We start from the raw sequence: 16616 nt of genomic DNA on the forward strand, positions 1-16616 counted from the left end.
ATAACATTCCCCATTCCCTAAAGATTTTTGACACTTTTATACAGTTCTTGGTTTTCAAGTGGATACCTTTACCTAAAATTTGAGAAAGTTTTTTCTGACAATTCTACTCAAAAAAAGAGGACACCCTATCGGACGTCCTCTTTTTTATAAACATTTTATTGCTTTTTCAATTCAATTGCTAAATAGTGTGATTGCTCTTTCGCTTCAATATGAATATCTTCTTCAATCGCTTCTGCTGCATCACGCATAACAAGTGTCTCACCATTGATTACACTACTACCTTCAATTTGTACAACATACAATTGACGGCCTTCTTTCACTGGAAAATGAATTTCTTTTCCTGCTTCTAACGATAAAGAATATAAATTCGCATCTTGATGAATTTGAATTGGTGCCCCGCCTTCTACTTGAGATACCATATGAAACCATTCATTTTCACGCTTGCTCCAATCAAATGTAAACTCACCATAGTTTGGCTTATGATCCTCACGGTCTGGTAAAATCCAAATTTGTAATAAACGTAATGTTTCATTTCCTAAATTATGCTCACTATGAAATACACCTGTGCCAGCACTCATATATTGAACATGTCCACGCTCAATTGTTCCGCGGTTCCCCATGCTATCTTCATGTGTTAAAGCACCGTCTACAACGTACGAAATGATTTCCATATCGCGGTGTGGATGCATATCAAAACCAGTTTGCGGTGCTACTAAGTCATCATTAATTACACGTAATGCACCAAAGTTCATGTTATTAGGATTATAATAATTGGCAAAGGAAAAATGAAAATGTGTATTTAACCAACCGTGATTTGCTCTTCCCATATTTTTATGATCAACTTTTCTAAACATACCGTTCACCTCATATTATCTCGAATTCAAGATTTATTTTAAAATTTTTCTCACTGTAACTTTTTTAGTAATTGTAATAATTGATGTTGTTCTTCTACATTTAAATTTTGAAACTGCTCCGCTTGGAATGTTTCTTGAGGCGGGACGATTTCTTCATATAAAGCTCTTCCCTTTTCTGTTAATGAAATATATTTTGTAGTACCTTCTTGTTCACGACGAATCCACTCAAGCTGCTCCATTTTATTTAAAAGCTGCGTAATATTTCCTTTCGTAACAAATAGCTTATTTCCAAGCTCTTGCTGCGTTAAACGATCATGCCCTCCAACTTGAGCTAGTACGTCAAACTGAGCGGCAGATACATTCCATTCTTTCAAATGCTGATTCGTCTCACGAATACTTTTGTTATAAAAACGTGATAAACGAAACCATAGGAGTAAACCTAGTCTATCTTCTGTTTTCATTTCATCACCTCGCTCGTTTCATACCATTAGTTTAGAACTAAACTTCATAAAAGTCAATTACTTATTTTTAGTAAGAAACAAAGAAAGCACAGCGTCATTTCTCCACTATGCTTTACATTAGCTTTCTATTTTTATATTCATCTAACTTCCTCTCCGCGAACTTTCTCGCATCTTTCTCAATCCATCTATCTTCGTACAATTCACTTCCCACATATAATACTTCACTCTTATGCTGCATTGCATGACGAAATTCATGCAGTAGTGTTTTAAGGACTTGCTCATACTCTTCCCACATACAAACAAAAATTAATTGTTTTTCTTTATGATAAAAACCACCTACCGGGAATAAAAATTCCTCTTCTTCTTCTCCTAATGATAAAAGGACATGATTCGCATCACACGTATCACAAAAAATAACCGGTGTTTTACATACTTCAATCAGTGAAAATAAATCGTCTCTAAGCCTTTTGACATCCCAAGGAAGCTCCGAATCCAACACATACCAATTCTCCACCTGTTGATATACATTTTGAAACTGGAGTTCCATTTCTCTTTATTCCCCTTTCCAAGCATCCTTTTTCTATATGTATGCCACAATATGGTAAATATTAAACGTATTCTTTCATCCTTGAAAAAATGCCAATTAAAAAGGAATCTATATCGACATAGATTCCTTTTCCGCAATCAATTTTTCATACATATCTTTTACTTTTATTTTTTTAATTTAGTTAGTCTTCGTATCCCACTTAAAGACTTTATTTAAAAATTTATATACATTCTTTGACTCTTTCGTCAGAAGTGGACCTAAGATAGATAGTATAAGCACGTATAGTGCTGAAAATGGCTTCAAGACTGACATTAAACCACCGGCGATACCGATATTGGCCATAATGATGGAGAATTCTCCTCTTGAAACAATTGTTAATCCAATATTTGTTGACGCTTTATGAGATAATCCAGCTTGTCGTCCTGCAATCATCCCTGCTATAAAGTTTCCTATGATTGTAAGAAGGACAGCACCTAACGTTAACCATATCGCTCCGCCCAGTGAGAACGGATCAATGCTTAATCCGAAACTGAAGAAGAAAATAGCTCCGAAAAAGTCTCTAAATGGAACAACGAGATGTTCAATTCTGTCACTATGCTCTGTCTCAGAGAAAACTAATCCTAAAAGAAGTGCTCCAATTGCTTCAGCAACGTGAATTGTTTCCGAGAATCCTGCAATAAAGAATAATGAAGCAAATACTACAATAATGAAAATTTCATCTGAACTAATATTGAGCAATTTATTTAATAACGGCGTCGCCTTTCTAGCTACAATAAAGAATAGAAGCATATATCCTAAAGCAATTCCAATTGAAGTAAGGGCACCTAAGAATGAAGCGTGATCCCCTAGAACTAATCCAGAAACGACTGATAAATATACAGCCAGGAATATATCTTCGAACATGATAATTCCTAAAATTAATTCGGTCTCATTATTACCAGTTCTTCTTAAATCCACTAACACCTTTGCAACGATAGCGCTAGAAGAAATCGTAATAATCCCCGCAATAATTAAGATTTCTAGTAAAGGGAATCCCATTATAAATCCGTATAATAACCCAAGTGAAAAGTTAATTAAAATATAGATCGTTCCACCAATCGCAATAGAACGTCCAGATTTAATTAGTTTTTTCATTGAAAACTCTAGTCCTAGATAGAACAGAAGAAACAGAACGCCAATCCGTCCAAGGAAGGAAATGACATTTGCACTTTCAATAAATTTGAAATCGATCACACCTATTGTCGGCGCATGTGGTCCCACTAGCATCCCAAGAACAATTAGAAACGGAATGACTGAGAATTTAAACTTTCCAGCAATTACTGCCGCAATTGCAACTAATACTAACGCTGTACCAACTTCAAAAATTAACGTATCCATCTAGTCAGTCCCCCTATTCGAAAGTAACTCATTAATAATTTTTTTAATTTCTTCTCTCTCGCCTGAAACTACAAGCATATCGCCTTCTTCAATTACCGTGTCTGGTCCTGGATTAAATAGCTTTTTCATATTCTTTTTCATAACTGCAATAATCGTTACGCTATATGTTTTTCTTATTTCCAGATCGCCGATTGTTTTTCCGATTGCTGGCGCAGCATTCTCTACTTTAAACCACTCAATCGCTAAACCTTCAAAGACCATTTCAACATTTTCTAATGCTCTAGGTTTATACACCATTCCACCTAATATTGCTGCAATTTGTCTTGCCTCTGAGTCGCGTAATGAAATACTTGAGATACTTTCTTCATGGTCTGAATCAAAATGATACATTTCTCTACGTCCGTCATCATGAATAACAATTACCATCTTTTCATTACCTTTCGTAACGATTTGAAATTTATAGCCAATACCCGGAAGTTCACTTTCTCTAATATTCATCTTTAGCTCCTCCTCGAATTTTATTTAAATTTTCTGTTTTTCTATCTTTTGTTCATCCAATCCATTTTAGAAATTCTAACCATTCAGGATACCTGTGATTTGGAAATCTTTTATTGTAATAATAAGTGGCTCCTAAAAAGATACTAAAAGATGTAATGATAAAACATATATTACTTCTCATTTTCAAACTCTCAAGGCTTACTTTCCATAAAGATTCTTCTTTCAAATCATCCCCTCTTTCTCGCTTTACATTTAGTTTTTTAAAATGTAAATAATTCTAAAAATATTATCATGTAACATAATCATAACACAAAATATATTTAAGTAACATGATTTTTTAGAAAAATTGATTCTCGTATATTTTTTGCATATAATTTTCTTATTACGGAAAAAAGGAAGTGTATTATATGGTTGATATCTTTAGCAGATTCCTTGAGGTAACGAATAATATTTTATGGTCATATATTCTTATTGCAATGCTAATCGGCTTCGGTCTTTATTTCTCTTTTAAATTAAAATTTGTCCAAATTACTCATTTCGGTGAGATGGTCGGTTTAATTAGTAAAGGATTTAATCGAAAAGAAAAAAAGAAAGATAGCATCTCCCCGTTCCAAGCATTTTGCTTAAGTGCAGCTGCACGTATCGGTATCGGAAACTTAGCTGGTGTAGCATTAGCTATCTCAATGGGCGGACCTGGCGCAGTATTTTGGATGTGGTTTATCGCTATCCTTGGAGCAGCTACTAGTTTCGTAGAATGTACGCTCGCGCAAATTTATAAAGTAAAAGATGGAAGCAGATTCCGTGGTGGCCCAGCATATTATATGGAAAAAGGATTAAACAAACGCTGGATGGGTGTTTGGTTCTCACTTCTTATTACAGTTGCGTACGGATTAATTTTCAACTCTGTACAAGCAAACACAGTAACAATAGCATTTGAAAATGCTTTTGGACTAGAGCGAACGATCGTAGGAGCTCTATTAGCTTTATTAGTTGCAGTTATTATTTTCGGTGGTATTAAGAGCATTTCACGTATTACGGAAATGATTGTTCCGCCAATGGCAATCATTTATATTGGTGTGGCTATTTTTGTTGTTATTAACAACTTTACTATGTTACCAAGCATTTTTATGGAAATATTTAATGGCGCATTCGGTTTAGACCAAGCCATCGCTGGTGGTATTGGAGCAGCAATTAAGTTCGGAATTCAGCGCGGTCTATTCGCAACAGAAGCAGGTATGGGTAGCTCCCCTAACGCAGCCGCAACATCAGATGTATCTCACCCTGTCAAACAAGGACTTGTTCAAGCGTTAGGTGTTTTCGTAGACACATTCTTAGTATGTACATCAACAGCATTTATCGTATTATGCTCTGGACTTTACAAAGGAACAAATTTACAGGGTATTGAATTAACACAAAATGCATTAAGTTCACAAATCGGACCATGGGCAAGCACTTTCTTAGCAATTATTATTTTCCTATTCGCGTTCAGTTCTTTACTAGGAAACTACTATTATGGTGAAACAAACATCGCATTTATTAAAGAAAGCAAAACTTGGTTAATGATTTATCGCGTTGCAGTTGTCGGAATGGTATTCTTCGGATCAATCGCTGCCCTTCAAACAGTTTGGAGCTTAGCTGATTTATTCATGGGACTAATGGTATTGACAAACTTAATTGCCATCTCATTCCTAAGCAAATTCGCCTACGCAGCATTAGTAGACTATATGAAGCAAAAGAAACAAGGAAAAGATCCTGTTTTCGTTGCAAGCTCTATCCCTGGCTTACAAAATACAGAGTGCTGGGATGGACAGGATGTAGAAGAGAATAAAAAAGCTGTATAACAACTAAACGGTGAAGCGGCTCGTTCAGAACAAGAGCTATATATCAAACAAAATCCCTATTACTCTACAGTAATAGGGATTTTTATTTACACAGTTCATAATTTGTTCAAATTAATTCCAGCAAAAGGGTTGATTTATATGAATTCCTAGATTATAATAATTATAAATTAGTAATTGATATCACATAACAACTCAAAAGGAGATTGATCATAATGAACAAACAAGTAATCGAAGTATTAAACAAACAAGTAGCAGACTGGAGTGTTTTATTCACAAAACTACACAACTTCCATTGGTACGTAAAAGGACCTCAATTCTTCACATTACATGAGAAATTCGAAGAACTTTACACAGAATCAGCTACTCACATCGATGAAATTGCAGAACGTATTTTAGCAATTGGCGGCAAACCAGTAGCAACAATGAAAGAGTACCTAGAAATATCTTCTATTCAAGAAGCAGCATACGGAGAAACTGCAGAAGGGATGGTCGAAGCAATCATGAAAGACTACGAAATGATGCTAGTCGAACTGAAAAAAGGCATGGAAATCGCTCAAAACTCTGACGACGAAATGACATCTGACCTACTACTAGGCATCTACACAGAACTAGAAAAACACGCTTGGATGCTACGTGCATTCTTGAATCAATAATAGACTTTAAAGCGGAGGTGACTTGCTCAGAACAGGAGGGCATTGGAGCTCCTGACGAAGAGGCGTTTTTTGCCTCACAGGAAGGCGCGAAATGACCGACTGTTCTAGTCACCGGAGCTGGATATCATTAAAAGCGGAAGCGGCTCGTTCAGAACAGGAAGGTGTTGGAACTCCTGATTACGAGGCGCTTTTTGCCTCGAATGAAGGCGTGAAACAACCGACTGTTCTAGCCGCTGGAGCTGGATATCACCTAAAAGCGGAAGCGGCTCGTTCAGAACAGGAGGGTGTTGGAACTCCTGATTACGAGGCGCTTTTTGCCTCGAATGAAGGCGTGAAACAACCGACTGTTCTAGCCGCTGGAGCTGGATATCACCTAAAAGCGGAAGCGGCTCGTTCAGAGTCGCTTTTTTCTATGGAATGGTCGCTTTTGTTGGTACATGAAATTTATATCAACGATTTTCTAATTATATCGGCGATTCCATTCAATATATCAGCGATTTTCCAATTATATCGGCGATTCCATCCAATATATCAGCGATTTTCTCAATATATCGACTTACCGACAAATCACGACAATATCAGCGCTCCTCTCCCCTACTTTCATCAATATATTACAATCTCTTTTATGTTAAGATATAGGAAACACCCTTTAGTAAACTAGATCCAAAAAAGCTTTTCCATATTCATCATTTACTACTTAAATGGCGGGAGTGGTTCAGTTGAAAGACTACTTAATTAGAGCATTTTTTGCATTAATAACAGTTGGGATTGTCTTACTTATAGCTAATATTTTCAACATACGTATCGAGGTGAAAGACTACGCTTTCCTCGTTGTAGTAGCAATTGGTGGCGGCTGGGGTGGCTGGTACTTGTATAAAAAACAAAGTAATCAAAATGATAAAGGCATTCCAAAGTAATACGGAATGCCTCCTTTTTATTTCCGCCTATAATAAATAATGAAATTCAAACCGCTAATACAAACTATCCCAATAAACATATCAAACGAAACCGAATCTCCACCTAAATTATACTCATCAACAATAAACCCAGACATAAACAACGCGATCGCGGAAACACCGATACATAGTATCGAAATAAACCAAAGCGAAAACTCATTAATCAGCTCTTTCTTCTGTATTGAAACAATTAGCATAACAAGAATAGATGCTGCTAAAATACTTTTAAAAACAGGACGTAAATACACAAACTCCTCCATCTATTTCTCCTTTTCCCAAAACATTATACCTCAAAATTAACATATTTAACCAAATTAAAAACACATGTCTTTTGAAGATAAAATGACATGTGTTTCCAAAAATCTCTATACAATTGTATTATAATAGTTGCTTCCACTTCGTTCCTAAAACAGGACGCTCGTAATTCTGTATTTCATGAATTAATTTATCGGCTGTCTCAGCTGAAACGATTAACTCTTTATTTGATGGATTCATGAATCCTTCTTCTGCTGCACGTTCAACCATTTGCAGAATTGGTCCATAAAAATCTTTTATGTTCAATAAACCAACTGGCTTATTATGTATACCAATTTGTGACCAACATACTGCTTCAAATAGCTCTTCAAACGTTCCATATCCGCCTGGTAGTGCAATAAAAGCATCCGCAAGCTCTGCCATTTTCGCTTTACGTTCATGCATCGTTTCTACTTCAATTAATTCTGTTAACCCTGTATGAACGATCTCTCCTCGGAATAGACCGCGCGGCATAACACCTGTTACACGACCACCTAAGCGAAGAACTTCGTTTGCTACTTCTCCCATTAATCCAACGCAAGAACCACCGTATACAAGCTCATAATCATTCTCAACAAACATTTTACCTAATTCAATTGCCTGCTCTTTGAACTCTGGTCTCTCCCCTAAATTGGAACCTGCAAACACACAAATCTTTCTCATCCTTACACCCCAAAACTATATATTGTTATGATACAATGAACATTGTACAACATATTGAGGGGATGAGAAAGAAATGGATATTGTCGCATTTGAAAGATGGGTTGAGGAATTTTACGAAAAACGAAGCTGGTCACAGTATAATGCCTTTATTCGGTTAAATTTCTTAACAGAGGAAGTTGGGGAAGTTTCACGCGTTGTTCGCGCAATCGAAATCGGTCGGGATCGTCCTGATGAAAACGTGAAAACAGAAGAAGAGCTAAAACAAGAACTAAAAGAAGAACTTGGTGATGTACTATCTAATCTTATTATTCTTTCGCAAAAATATGATTTGGACTTACAAGACATTATGGACGCACACGTCACAAAGCTTTCGAAAAGGTTCGAGACATCTAAATGAGAATATTATCAATTATGGTATAATATTCTTGTCACAATACTAAGGGGGATTTTATGTTATCAAAAAAATTGCACGACGCACTAAACGATCAAATGAACTTTGAATTTTACTCTGCCCACGCTTATATGGCAATGGCTGCTTACTGTACGGCGGAGAGCTATGATGGATTCGCTAACTTTTTCCTTGTACAAGCTGAAGAAGAACGTTTCCACGCAATGAAGCTTTACAACTACATTAATGACCGCGGTGAGCGCGCTATTATTACTGGATTTGATAATCCAAATAACGAATATGACTCTGTACTGAATGCTTTTGAAGTAGCACTTGAGCACGAGCGTGAAGTAACGAAACGTATTTACAACCTATCTGATATCGCCTGGGATGAGCGTGAACACGCAACAATTACATTCTTAAAATGGTTCGTCGATGAGCAAGTAGAAGAAGAAGCTTCATTCGATAGCATCATCCAAAAATTAAAACGTATTACAAGCGATTCAAACGCATTATTTATGCTAGATGCTGAATTAGAGAAACGTACATTTACGCCTCCAGCTGAGTAGTATTTCAATCACCTTAATGAATGGATTAAGGTGATTTTTTTATTTCTTCTCTAAGTTGAATAACCCTCGCCACATCCTTTTTATAGAGCCCAGAAACCTTTTCAACAAAGTCACTATGAGTAAAAGTTCCATCTCCTTCTTCTACTATGCTCAAATATCCATGTATCAATTTCAAAAACGCTCTAGCATCTTCTCCAGTTAAACGATTAATGTTATCTATAACCTCATCAAATTCCTTTAAACTATTCTGTTCTTTCACCCTAATTCCCCCTCTCCACACTATTTATCATACCAAAATAAAAAAGCCGTTCATCCCTCTAGGCGAGAGATAAACGACCTCTTTACTATTTATTAAAGCATAACCCCAACGATAACCGCTGATAATATACTTACTAACGTTGCACCGTATACAAGTTTTAATCCGAATGATGATACAACGTTTGCTTGTTTGCCATCGATACTCTTCGTTGCACCTGCGATAATTCCGATTGATGAGAAGTTCGCAAATGATACAAGGAAGATAGATAAAATACCTACTGTACGAGCTGATAAATCACCAGCTACTTTACCAAGGTCAAGCATTGCAACGAATTCGTTCGTTACTAATTTCGTTGCCATAATTTGTCCTGCTGTTAGCATCTCTGATGTTGGGATACCCATTACGAATGCTAATGGTGAGAAAATGTATCCTAAAATGCTTTGGAATGTGATTCCGAAAATTGAATCGAACACACCATTAATTGCTGTAATTAATGCTACGAAACCAATTAACATCGCCGCTACTGTTACAGCGATAGAGAAACCAAGCATAATATATTCGCCTAACATTTCAAAGAATGTTTGCTTTTTATCTTCTTGTAATTCTAAAATGTCGTCTTCTTCTTTCACGTCATATGGATTAATAATATGAACGATAATGAATCCACTAAATAAGTTTAATACAAGTGCCGTTACTACATATTTTGGATCAATCATTTTCATATAAGAACCGACAATTGACATCGATACTGTAGACATGGAAGATGCACAAAGTGTGTATAAACGATTTTTCGGTAATTTGCTTAATTGATCTTTTACTGTAATGAATACTTCCCCTTGACCAACAATCGCAGCTGCTACTGCATTATATGATTCTAGTTTTCCTAAACCGTTCACTTTACTTAATAGGAAACCGACTGCACGAATGATAATCGGTAAAATTTTAATATGTTGTAAGATCCCAATTAATACTGCTAAGAAAATGATTGGTAATAATACCGTTAAGAAGAATGGTGCTTGTCCATCATTTGCTAGACCACCAAATACGAAATTAACCCCTGCTTCCGCAAATTTTAAAATAGCGCCAAACCCATCTGCAATCCCTTTTACTAATACAAATCCGACTTTTGTATTCAGTAAGAAATATGCAAGTACCAATTGAATGACAAGCATAAGTGCAATTGGTTTATATTTAATTTTCTTACGATCTGAACTGATAAGGAAACCTAGTACAAATACTACAAGTAAACCGACTAGAAACATTACTATTTTCATATGTGAATCCTCCACTTCTCCCACGAGTTATTGGTCGTATAACGTATAACGAATGACGTCTGACCATTGATGTTAAAAAAATTTAAAACCCCTAAATACTATTCAACTGTTATCTAAAATCAGTAAGCGTTTACATAAATTGCAATTTATTAAAGGTAGCCTCTTCTCTCCTACCATACTTGAAAGTCTGAAATTGATACCACCTACAAATCAAATTGTAAGCGTTATCTAACTGAAAAGCAATATAAATTTAAAAAGATTTTTATATGTTAATATATTCCTAATTAATTGGTTTTTCTATGCAAATTTACCATAAAAAAATAGCCCTAGCTATGAGCTAGGACCATCTTTTTTATAACATAACACCAACGATAATCGCTGATAAAATACTTACTAATGTCGCACCGTACACAAGGCGTAGACCGAATGATGATACAACATTTGATTGATTTTCATCGATACCTTTCGTTGCACCTGCGATAATTCCGATTGATGAGAAGTTCGCAAATGATACAAGGAATACAGAAAGAATACCAACTGTACGAGCCGATAAATCACCAGCTACTTTTCCAAGATCAAGCATCGCAACAAATTCGTTTGATACTAATTTCGTTGCCATAATTTGTCCCGCTGTTACCATCTCTGCTTGCGGAATACCCATTACGAATGCTAATGGTGAGAAAATGTATCCTAAAATAGCTTGGAATGTAATACCGAACATAGAATCAAACAAGCTATTGATTGCTGTAATTAATGCTACGAAACCAAGTAACATCGCTGCTACCGTAATCGCGATTGTGAAACCAAGCATAATATATTCGCTTAGCATTTCAAAGAATGACTGTTTTTTCTTATTTTCTAATTTCAGTGTATCTTCTTCTTCTGTAATATCGTACGGGTTAATAATATGAATAATAATGAAACCACTAAATAAATTTAATACAAGTGCTGTTACTACATATTTTGGTTCGATCATTTTCATGTAAGAACCGACGATTGACATCGATACTGTCGACATAGAAGATGCACATAATGTATATAAACGGTGTTTTGGGATTTTACTTAATTGATCTTTTACTGTAATAAATACTTCCGCTTGCCCAACAATGGCAGCTGCTACTGCGTTATATGATTCTAATTTTCCTAGACCATTTACTTTACTTAACAACGTACCAATAGCACGAATAAATATCGGTAAAATTTTAAAGTGTTGCAGAATTCCAATTAAAACGGCAAAGAATACGATTGGTAATAACGCTGTTAAGAAGAATGAAACCTCTCCTTTATTAACAAGGCCACCAAATACGAAAACGATTCCAGCTTCTGCATATCCAAGAAGCGCGCCAAATCCATCTGAAATTCCTTTTACTAAAATATAACCAACTTGTGTATTTAATAAGAAATAAGATAATGCTAGCTGAATAATAAGCATAATTACGATTGGTTTATACTTAATCTTCTTTCGATCGGAGCTTATAAGAAAACCGAGTACAAATACAACGAGTAATCCTACAAGAAACATAACAAACTTCATTAATAAAATCCTCCATTTAACTCTTCATTAACGTTGAACGTCTGACCACTAAAACAAGAAATAATCCGAACTTTCCATTTCCCCTCCAAAATCTTCAATCAGATAGGAAAAATCATAAAACCTCTTGTTTCAAAGGCATTTTCCATTCTAACATAAATTACAACTCATATCCGCACTTTTCTTTAAAAAATTACATTTTATTATAAAACACTCATTAATGTTCGTCTTTTACTACCGACAAATATCTGGATAAAACAAAAAAATGAGCATCAAGTTTCACTTGATGCTCACCTCATTATACCGCTTTTTCTTTCTCTGCTACTTGCTCTTCCCAGCACTCTGTATTTTTCAGGCCTGGAATTGAATTCGCATAGAAGACTGGATCTTTTCCTTGTTTCTTTTGCTTTACGTAATCTGATAACGCTGCAAAAGCATACTTAGAAAGGAATACGATTGCAACTAAGTTAATAACAGCCATAATACCCATGAATAAATCTGCTAAATCCCAAACGATTTGAATTGTTGCGACAGACCCTAACATAACCATACCAAGTACAGCAATGCGGTAAGCTGTTAATAGCACTTTACTTCCATTTAAGAACTCAATATTTGTTTCACCATAGTAGTAGTTACCTACTAATGAACTAAATGCAAACAAGAAGATTGCAACTGCTACAAATATAGAAGCCCATGGACCGATATGTTGACTTAACGCTTGTTGCGTTAATTGAATACCATTTAAATCAGCTGCATTATGCACATCTGATAAAAGAATGATAAATGCTGTACAACTACAAATTAATAATGTATCTGTAAATACCCCTAAAGTTTGAATGAAACCTTGTTTAACTGGGTGCGTTACGTTTGCAGTCGCAGCCGCGTTCGGCGCACTACCCATACCAGCTTCATTTGAGAATAATCCACGTTTTACCCCTAATAAAATCGCAGCACCTAATCCCCCGCCTACTACTTCTTTAATTCCGAAAGCATGTAAGAAAATTTCTTTAAATACATACGGAATTGCCGTAATGTTTGTTACAACAACGAATAATGCTACTGCTACATAAATAATCGCCATTACTGGAACAATCATTTCAACCGCGCGTGCAATTCGCTTTACTCCGCCAAAAATAATAACTGCAAGTAAACCAGCCATTACAAGACCTACTAATCTACTATCTGTTTTGAATGCCCCATCAAAAGCAGCTGCTACAGTATTAGATTGTACAGCGTTAAAAATTAATCCGAAACTTACTGTTATTAATACAGAGAAAATAGCTCCAAGCCAGCGCTTATTTAAACCCTTTTCCATATAATACGCTGGGCCACCACGGAACGTATTCCCATCTTTCACTTTATAAATTTGCGCTAATGTGCTCTCGACAAATGCAGAAGCACCCCCAATTACCGCGATTAACCACATCCAAAATACTGCGCCTGGACCACCTGCTGAAATTGCAATAGCTACACCAGCTAAGTTACCAGTACCTACACGAGAAGCTGTACTCATACAAAAAGCCTGGAATGATGATACACCACTCTTCTCTTTTTGTGCTTTCCTCGTTTTCGAACTCGCCCCATCCCCAAGCAATCGAATCATTTCACCGAAGTAACGAACTTGGACAAATTTCACACGAAATGAAAAGTAAAGTCCTAACCCAATTAACATCGCAATAATGATATATGACCAAAGGACATTATTTATATCCCCAATTACCTTAGCTAAAAAATCCATAATTGCATTGCCCCCTCTTCCTAACAATAAGAAAATTATATTCTAAAAACTCTTAGTAATCAAGAACTTTATGTTAGGTTTTCTAACATAAGAAAGTTAACTTACTTAACACATGTGTTTTTTTACGCAAAATTATAACTAGTACGCGCATTTATCCAATACTAAATCACTCATCCTATGTGACCAGCCATACCTTTAAGACAGTACGTTCCCTACAAATAATATGAGAAATGAACAAACAAAAATTATATTAACAATTACCTCTCATCCTTTTCATCCTTTACTACAACAAAAAAAGGCGAGCATCGAATTCAACTCGATGCTCGCCTTTTCATTTACACTGCTTTTTCTTTATCCGTTACCGCTGACTTATCCCAACACTCTGTATTCGTTAAACCAGGAATAGAATCTGCACGGAAGACTGGATCTTTCCCTTGTTTCTTTTGTCTTACATAGTCTGCCAATGCCGCATACGCAAATCGGCCAAGAAGTGTAATCGCAATTAAGTTTGTGATTACCATTAGACCCATAAATAAGTCTGCCATATTCCATACAACTTGAAGCGTCGCAACAGAACCGAATAATACCATTCCCACTACCGCAATACGGTAAATTGTTAACCAAGTTTTACTTTGTTTAATGAATTCAATATTCGTTTCACCATAATAGTAGTTTCCTAAAAGTGAACTAAACGCAAATAAGAAAATAATAATCGCTAAGAAGCTACTTGCCCATGGGCCAATTTGTGAACTTAATGCATTTTGTGTTAGTTCAATACCTTCTAAATTCGTTGCTTTATATGCACCAGAACATAGTACGATAAACGCTGTTGATGTACATACTAAGAATGTATCTACTAATACGCCAATTGTTTGAATAAAACCTTGTTTTGCTGGATGCGTTACATCAGCTGTTGCTGCCGCGTTCGGCGCACTACCCATACCTGCTTCGTTCGCAAATAATCCGCGCTGAATACCATATTTCATCGCAGCACCGATACCACCACCTACAGCTGAATCTAAACCGAATGCACCTTTAAAGATTTCTGTAAACACATCTGGTATTAAATAGAAGTTTTTAATGACAACGAAAATAGCTACCGCAATATAAATAAGCGCCATTGGCGGAACAATCATTTCCGACATACGTGCGATACTTTTTACACCACCAAAAATAATAACTGCAACTAATACAGCTAATACAATCCCAACAATATAACGTTCTAAACCAAATGCATTTTTAAACGCTAATGTAACTGTATTTGCTTGTACTGAGTTGAAAATTAAACCGTAACTAACTGTAATAAGGATAGAAAACCAAATTCCCATCCAACGTTTATTTAAACCTTTTTCCATATAATAAGCAGGACCACCACGGAAGCCACTGCCGTCTTTTACTTTATAAATTTGGGCAAGCGTACTTTCTACAAAACTTGAAGACGCCCCAATAATCGCAATAACCCACATCCAAAATACTGCTCCAGGTCCTCCCATAGAAATCGCTAAAGCTACCCCAGCTAAGTTACCGATACCAATACGGGCTGCTGAACTCATACAAAATGCTTGGAAAGAAGATACACTACCTTTTTTACGCGTCTTTCCAGTTAATCCATCACTCATTAATCGAATCATTTCCCCTAAATGAGTAATTTGTACGAATTTCAATTTAATAGAAAAATAAAGACCTAAACCAATTAACATTGCAATAAGAATATACGACCAAAGAATTGTATTCGTCGATGAAACGAATTGTTCCAAAATATTCATACAATTAACCCCTCCTTTTCTCCATAAAACGAATTATATTTAAAAAATATTTAAAAATCAACATTTTTCGACAATTTTCGATTTCCAAATGTTAGAGGTTTCATGACTCCTCTTTTTAGCAAATGTACATACTAAAACAAAAAACAAATTCCTAAACAACCCATTGACAAAAATACCAACCTGTAACTATAATGATTACAACAGGTTGTAACAAACCTAATTACAATACATTCATTCACTTTCAGATATACACTTTAACAAAACACTTTGGAGGGATTTATTATGAAAATCGGAATTATTGGAGCAACTGGTAAAGCAGGAAGTCGTATTTTAAAAGAAGCATTGGATCGCGGACATGAAGTAACTGCAATCGTAAGAAATGCTGCAAAAATTACAGAAGAAAACATAAAGGTTTTAGAGAAAGACGTATTCTCTCTTACATCTAACGACTTACAAGCATTCGACGTAGTTGTAAATGCATTCGGCGCTCCAGCAGGCGAAGAACACCTTCACGTAGATGCAGGAAACGTACTTATTGAAGCTATGAAAGGTGCACCAAATACAAAATTACTTGTAGTTGGCGGCGCTGGAAGCTTATTTGTAGACGAAGAGAAAACAACACGTGTATTTGAAACGCCAGGTTTCCCAAAAGAATACCTTGCAACAGCTCAAAACCAAGGTAAAAACTTAGAAATCCTGCAACAAACTAACGATATTACTTGGACATTCATCAGCCCTTCTGCACTATTCGCATTAGGAAAACGCACTGGTTCTTATACAGCTGGCAAAGACAATCTTCTTGTGAACGCAAAAGGTGATAGCTACGTAAGTTACGAAGACTTCGCAGTAGCAGCACTTGATGAAATCGAAAATCCAAAACACGTAAACGAACGCTTCACAGTTGTTTCTGAGGCTGAATAATAAAGAAAAGCTCGTAAAACATAATG

Annotated in this window: 19 protein-coding genes; 7 read left to right on the forward strand and 12 right to left on the reverse strand. The window is 35.9% G+C overall.

Annotated features, from left to right (window positions below; all coding sequences use genetic code 11):
* Positions 1–155: 155 nt before the first annotated feature.
* The 5 genes from ACTT1L_RS11840 to ACTT1L_RS11860 all read right to left on the reverse strand — a co-directional run bounded on the left by ACTT1L_RS11840 (position 156) and on the right by ACTT1L_RS11860 (position 3737).
* A complete protein-coding gene (locus tag ACTT1L_RS11840; RefSeq protein WP_000488945.1) occupies positions 156–854 on the reverse strand; it encodes a pirin family protein in 699 nt (232 codons plus the stop codon).
* A gap of 50 nt (positions 855–904) precedes the next feature.
* A complete protein-coding gene (locus tag ACTT1L_RS11845; RefSeq protein WP_000845457.1) occupies positions 905–1315 on the reverse strand; it encodes a MarR family winged helix-turn-helix transcriptional regulator in 411 nt (136 codons plus the stop codon).
* 112 nt (positions 1316–1427) lie between these two features.
* On the reverse strand, positions 1428–1862 hold the full coding sequence (locus ACTT1L_RS11850; protein ID WP_000422825.1) for a DUF3920 family protein: 435 nt from the start codon (positions 1860–1862) through the stop codon (positions 1428–1430).
* Positions 1863–2039: 177 nt separating this feature from the next.
* Positions 2040–3239, reverse strand: coding sequence for a cation:proton antiporter (locus ACTT1L_RS11855; protein WP_000380208.1), 1200 nt, complete (start codon positions 3237–3239; stop codon positions 2040–2042).
* Positions 3240–3737 (reverse strand): cation:proton antiporter regulatory subunit, encoded by a 498-nt coding sequence (locus ACTT1L_RS11860; RefSeq protein WP_001026068.1) that lies wholly within the window; start codon positions 3735–3737, stop codon positions 3240–3242.
* 407 nt (positions 3738–4144) lie between these two features.
* Here ACTT1L_RS11860 and ACTT1L_RS11865 point away from each other — a divergent pair, with 407 nt between their 5' ends.
* The 4 genes from ACTT1L_RS11865 (at position 4145) to ACTT1L_RS11880 (ending at position 7148) form a co-directional block, all read left to right on the forward strand.
* Positions 4145–5578: an alanine/glycine:cation symporter family protein gene (locus ACTT1L_RS11865; RefSeq protein WP_000227570.1), complete on the forward strand. Its 1434-nt coding sequence runs from the start codon at positions 4145–4147 to the stop codon at positions 5576–5578.
* A gap of 212 nt (positions 5579–5790) precedes the next feature.
* Complete coding sequence (locus ACTT1L_RS11870) at positions 5791–6231, forward strand: Dps family protein (protein WP_001041890.1); 441 nt, start codon at positions 5791–5793, stop codon at positions 6229–6231.
* 91 nt (positions 6232–6322) lie between these two features.
* Positions 6323–6892 carry a hypothetical protein gene (locus tag ACTT1L_RS11875; protein ID WP_442821922.1) on the forward strand — a complete coding sequence of 190 codons (570 nt, stop codon included), beginning with the start codon at positions 6323–6325 and terminating at the stop codon, positions 6890–6892.
* Positions 6893–6950: 58 nt separating this feature from the next.
* Positions 6951–7148, forward strand: a complete 198-nt coding sequence (locus tag ACTT1L_RS11880; protein WP_000656322.1) for a hypothetical protein — start codon at positions 6951–6953, stop codon at positions 7146–7148.
* A 17-nt stretch (positions 7149–7165) separates the two neighbouring features.
* Here ACTT1L_RS11880 and ACTT1L_RS11885 read toward each other — a convergent pair whose 3' ends face one another.
* Together ACTT1L_RS11885 and ACTT1L_RS11890 are read right to left on the reverse strand one after the other, a co-directional pair.
* On the reverse strand, positions 7166–7447 hold the full coding sequence (locus ACTT1L_RS11885) for a hypothetical protein (RefSeq protein WP_103102640.1): 282 nt from the start codon (positions 7445–7447) through the stop codon (positions 7166–7168).
* A 118-nt stretch (positions 7448–7565) separates the two neighbouring features.
* A complete protein-coding gene (locus tag ACTT1L_RS11890; protein ID WP_002163472.1) occupies positions 7566–8129 on the reverse strand; it encodes a TIGR00730 family Rossman fold protein in 564 nt (187 codons plus the stop codon).
* An 88-nt stretch (positions 8130–8217) separates the two neighbouring features.
* Between ACTT1L_RS11890 and ACTT1L_RS11895 the strand changes: the two genes are divergently transcribed.
* Together ACTT1L_RS11895 and ACTT1L_RS11900 are read left to right on the forward strand one after the other, a co-directional pair.
* Positions 8218–8541 carry a MazG nucleotide pyrophosphohydrolase domain-containing protein gene (locus ACTT1L_RS11895; protein WP_000355737.1) on the forward strand — a complete coding sequence of 108 codons (324 nt, stop codon included), beginning with the start codon at positions 8218–8220 and terminating at the stop codon, positions 8539–8541.
* Between the two features lie 53 nt (positions 8542–8594).
* Positions 8595–9101, forward strand: a complete 507-nt coding sequence (locus ACTT1L_RS11900) for a ferritin (RefSeq protein WP_000949389.1) — start codon at positions 8595–8597, stop codon at positions 9099–9101.
* Positions 9102–9126: 25 nt separating this feature from the next.
* Here the strand turns inward: ACTT1L_RS11900 and ACTT1L_RS11905 are convergent, their stop codons facing one another.
* From ACTT1L_RS11905 to ACTT1L_RS11925, 5 genes are all read right to left on the reverse strand, one after another.
* Positions 9127–9360 carry a hypothetical protein gene (locus ACTT1L_RS11905; protein WP_000664136.1) on the reverse strand — a complete coding sequence of 78 codons (234 nt, stop codon included), beginning with the start codon at positions 9358–9360 and terminating at the stop codon, positions 9127–9129.
* A 92-nt stretch (positions 9361–9452) separates the two neighbouring features.
* Positions 9453–10634, reverse strand: a complete 1182-nt coding sequence (locus ACTT1L_RS11910; protein WP_000706846.1) for a NupC/NupG family nucleoside CNT transporter — start codon at positions 10632–10634, stop codon at positions 9453–9455.
* 352 nt (positions 10635–10986) lie between these two features.
* Entirely contained in the window at positions 10987–12168 is a 1182-nt protein-coding gene (locus ACTT1L_RS11915; protein WP_048557410.1) for a NupC/NupG family nucleoside CNT transporter, read from the reverse strand.
* Between the two features lie 295 nt (positions 12169–12463).
* Positions 12464–13903: an alanine/glycine:cation symporter family protein gene (locus ACTT1L_RS11920; protein ID WP_000346386.1), complete on the reverse strand. Its 1440-nt coding sequence runs from the start codon at positions 13901–13903 to the stop codon at positions 12464–12466.
* A gap of 335 nt (positions 13904–14238) precedes the next feature.
* Positions 14239–15669 (reverse strand): alanine/glycine:cation symporter family protein, encoded by a 1431-nt coding sequence (locus tag ACTT1L_RS11925; RefSeq protein ID WP_001022943.1) that lies wholly within the window; start codon positions 15667–15669, stop codon positions 14239–14241.
* A 282-nt stretch (positions 15670–15951) separates the two neighbouring features.
* On the opposite strand from ACTT1L_RS11925, the gene ACTT1L_RS11930 reads away from it, so the two are divergent.
* Entirely contained in the window at positions 15952–16590 is a 639-nt protein-coding gene (locus tag ACTT1L_RS11930; protein WP_442821923.1) for an NAD(P)-dependent oxidoreductase, read from the forward strand.
* Positions 16591–16616 lie beyond the last annotated feature (26 nt).

The sequence above is a fragment of the Bacillus sp. FH genome (genome assembly GCF_052216825.1).
Taxonomy (GTDB): domain Bacteria; phylum Bacillota; class Bacilli; order Bacillales; family Bacillaceae_G; genus Bacillus_A; species Bacillus_A paranthracis.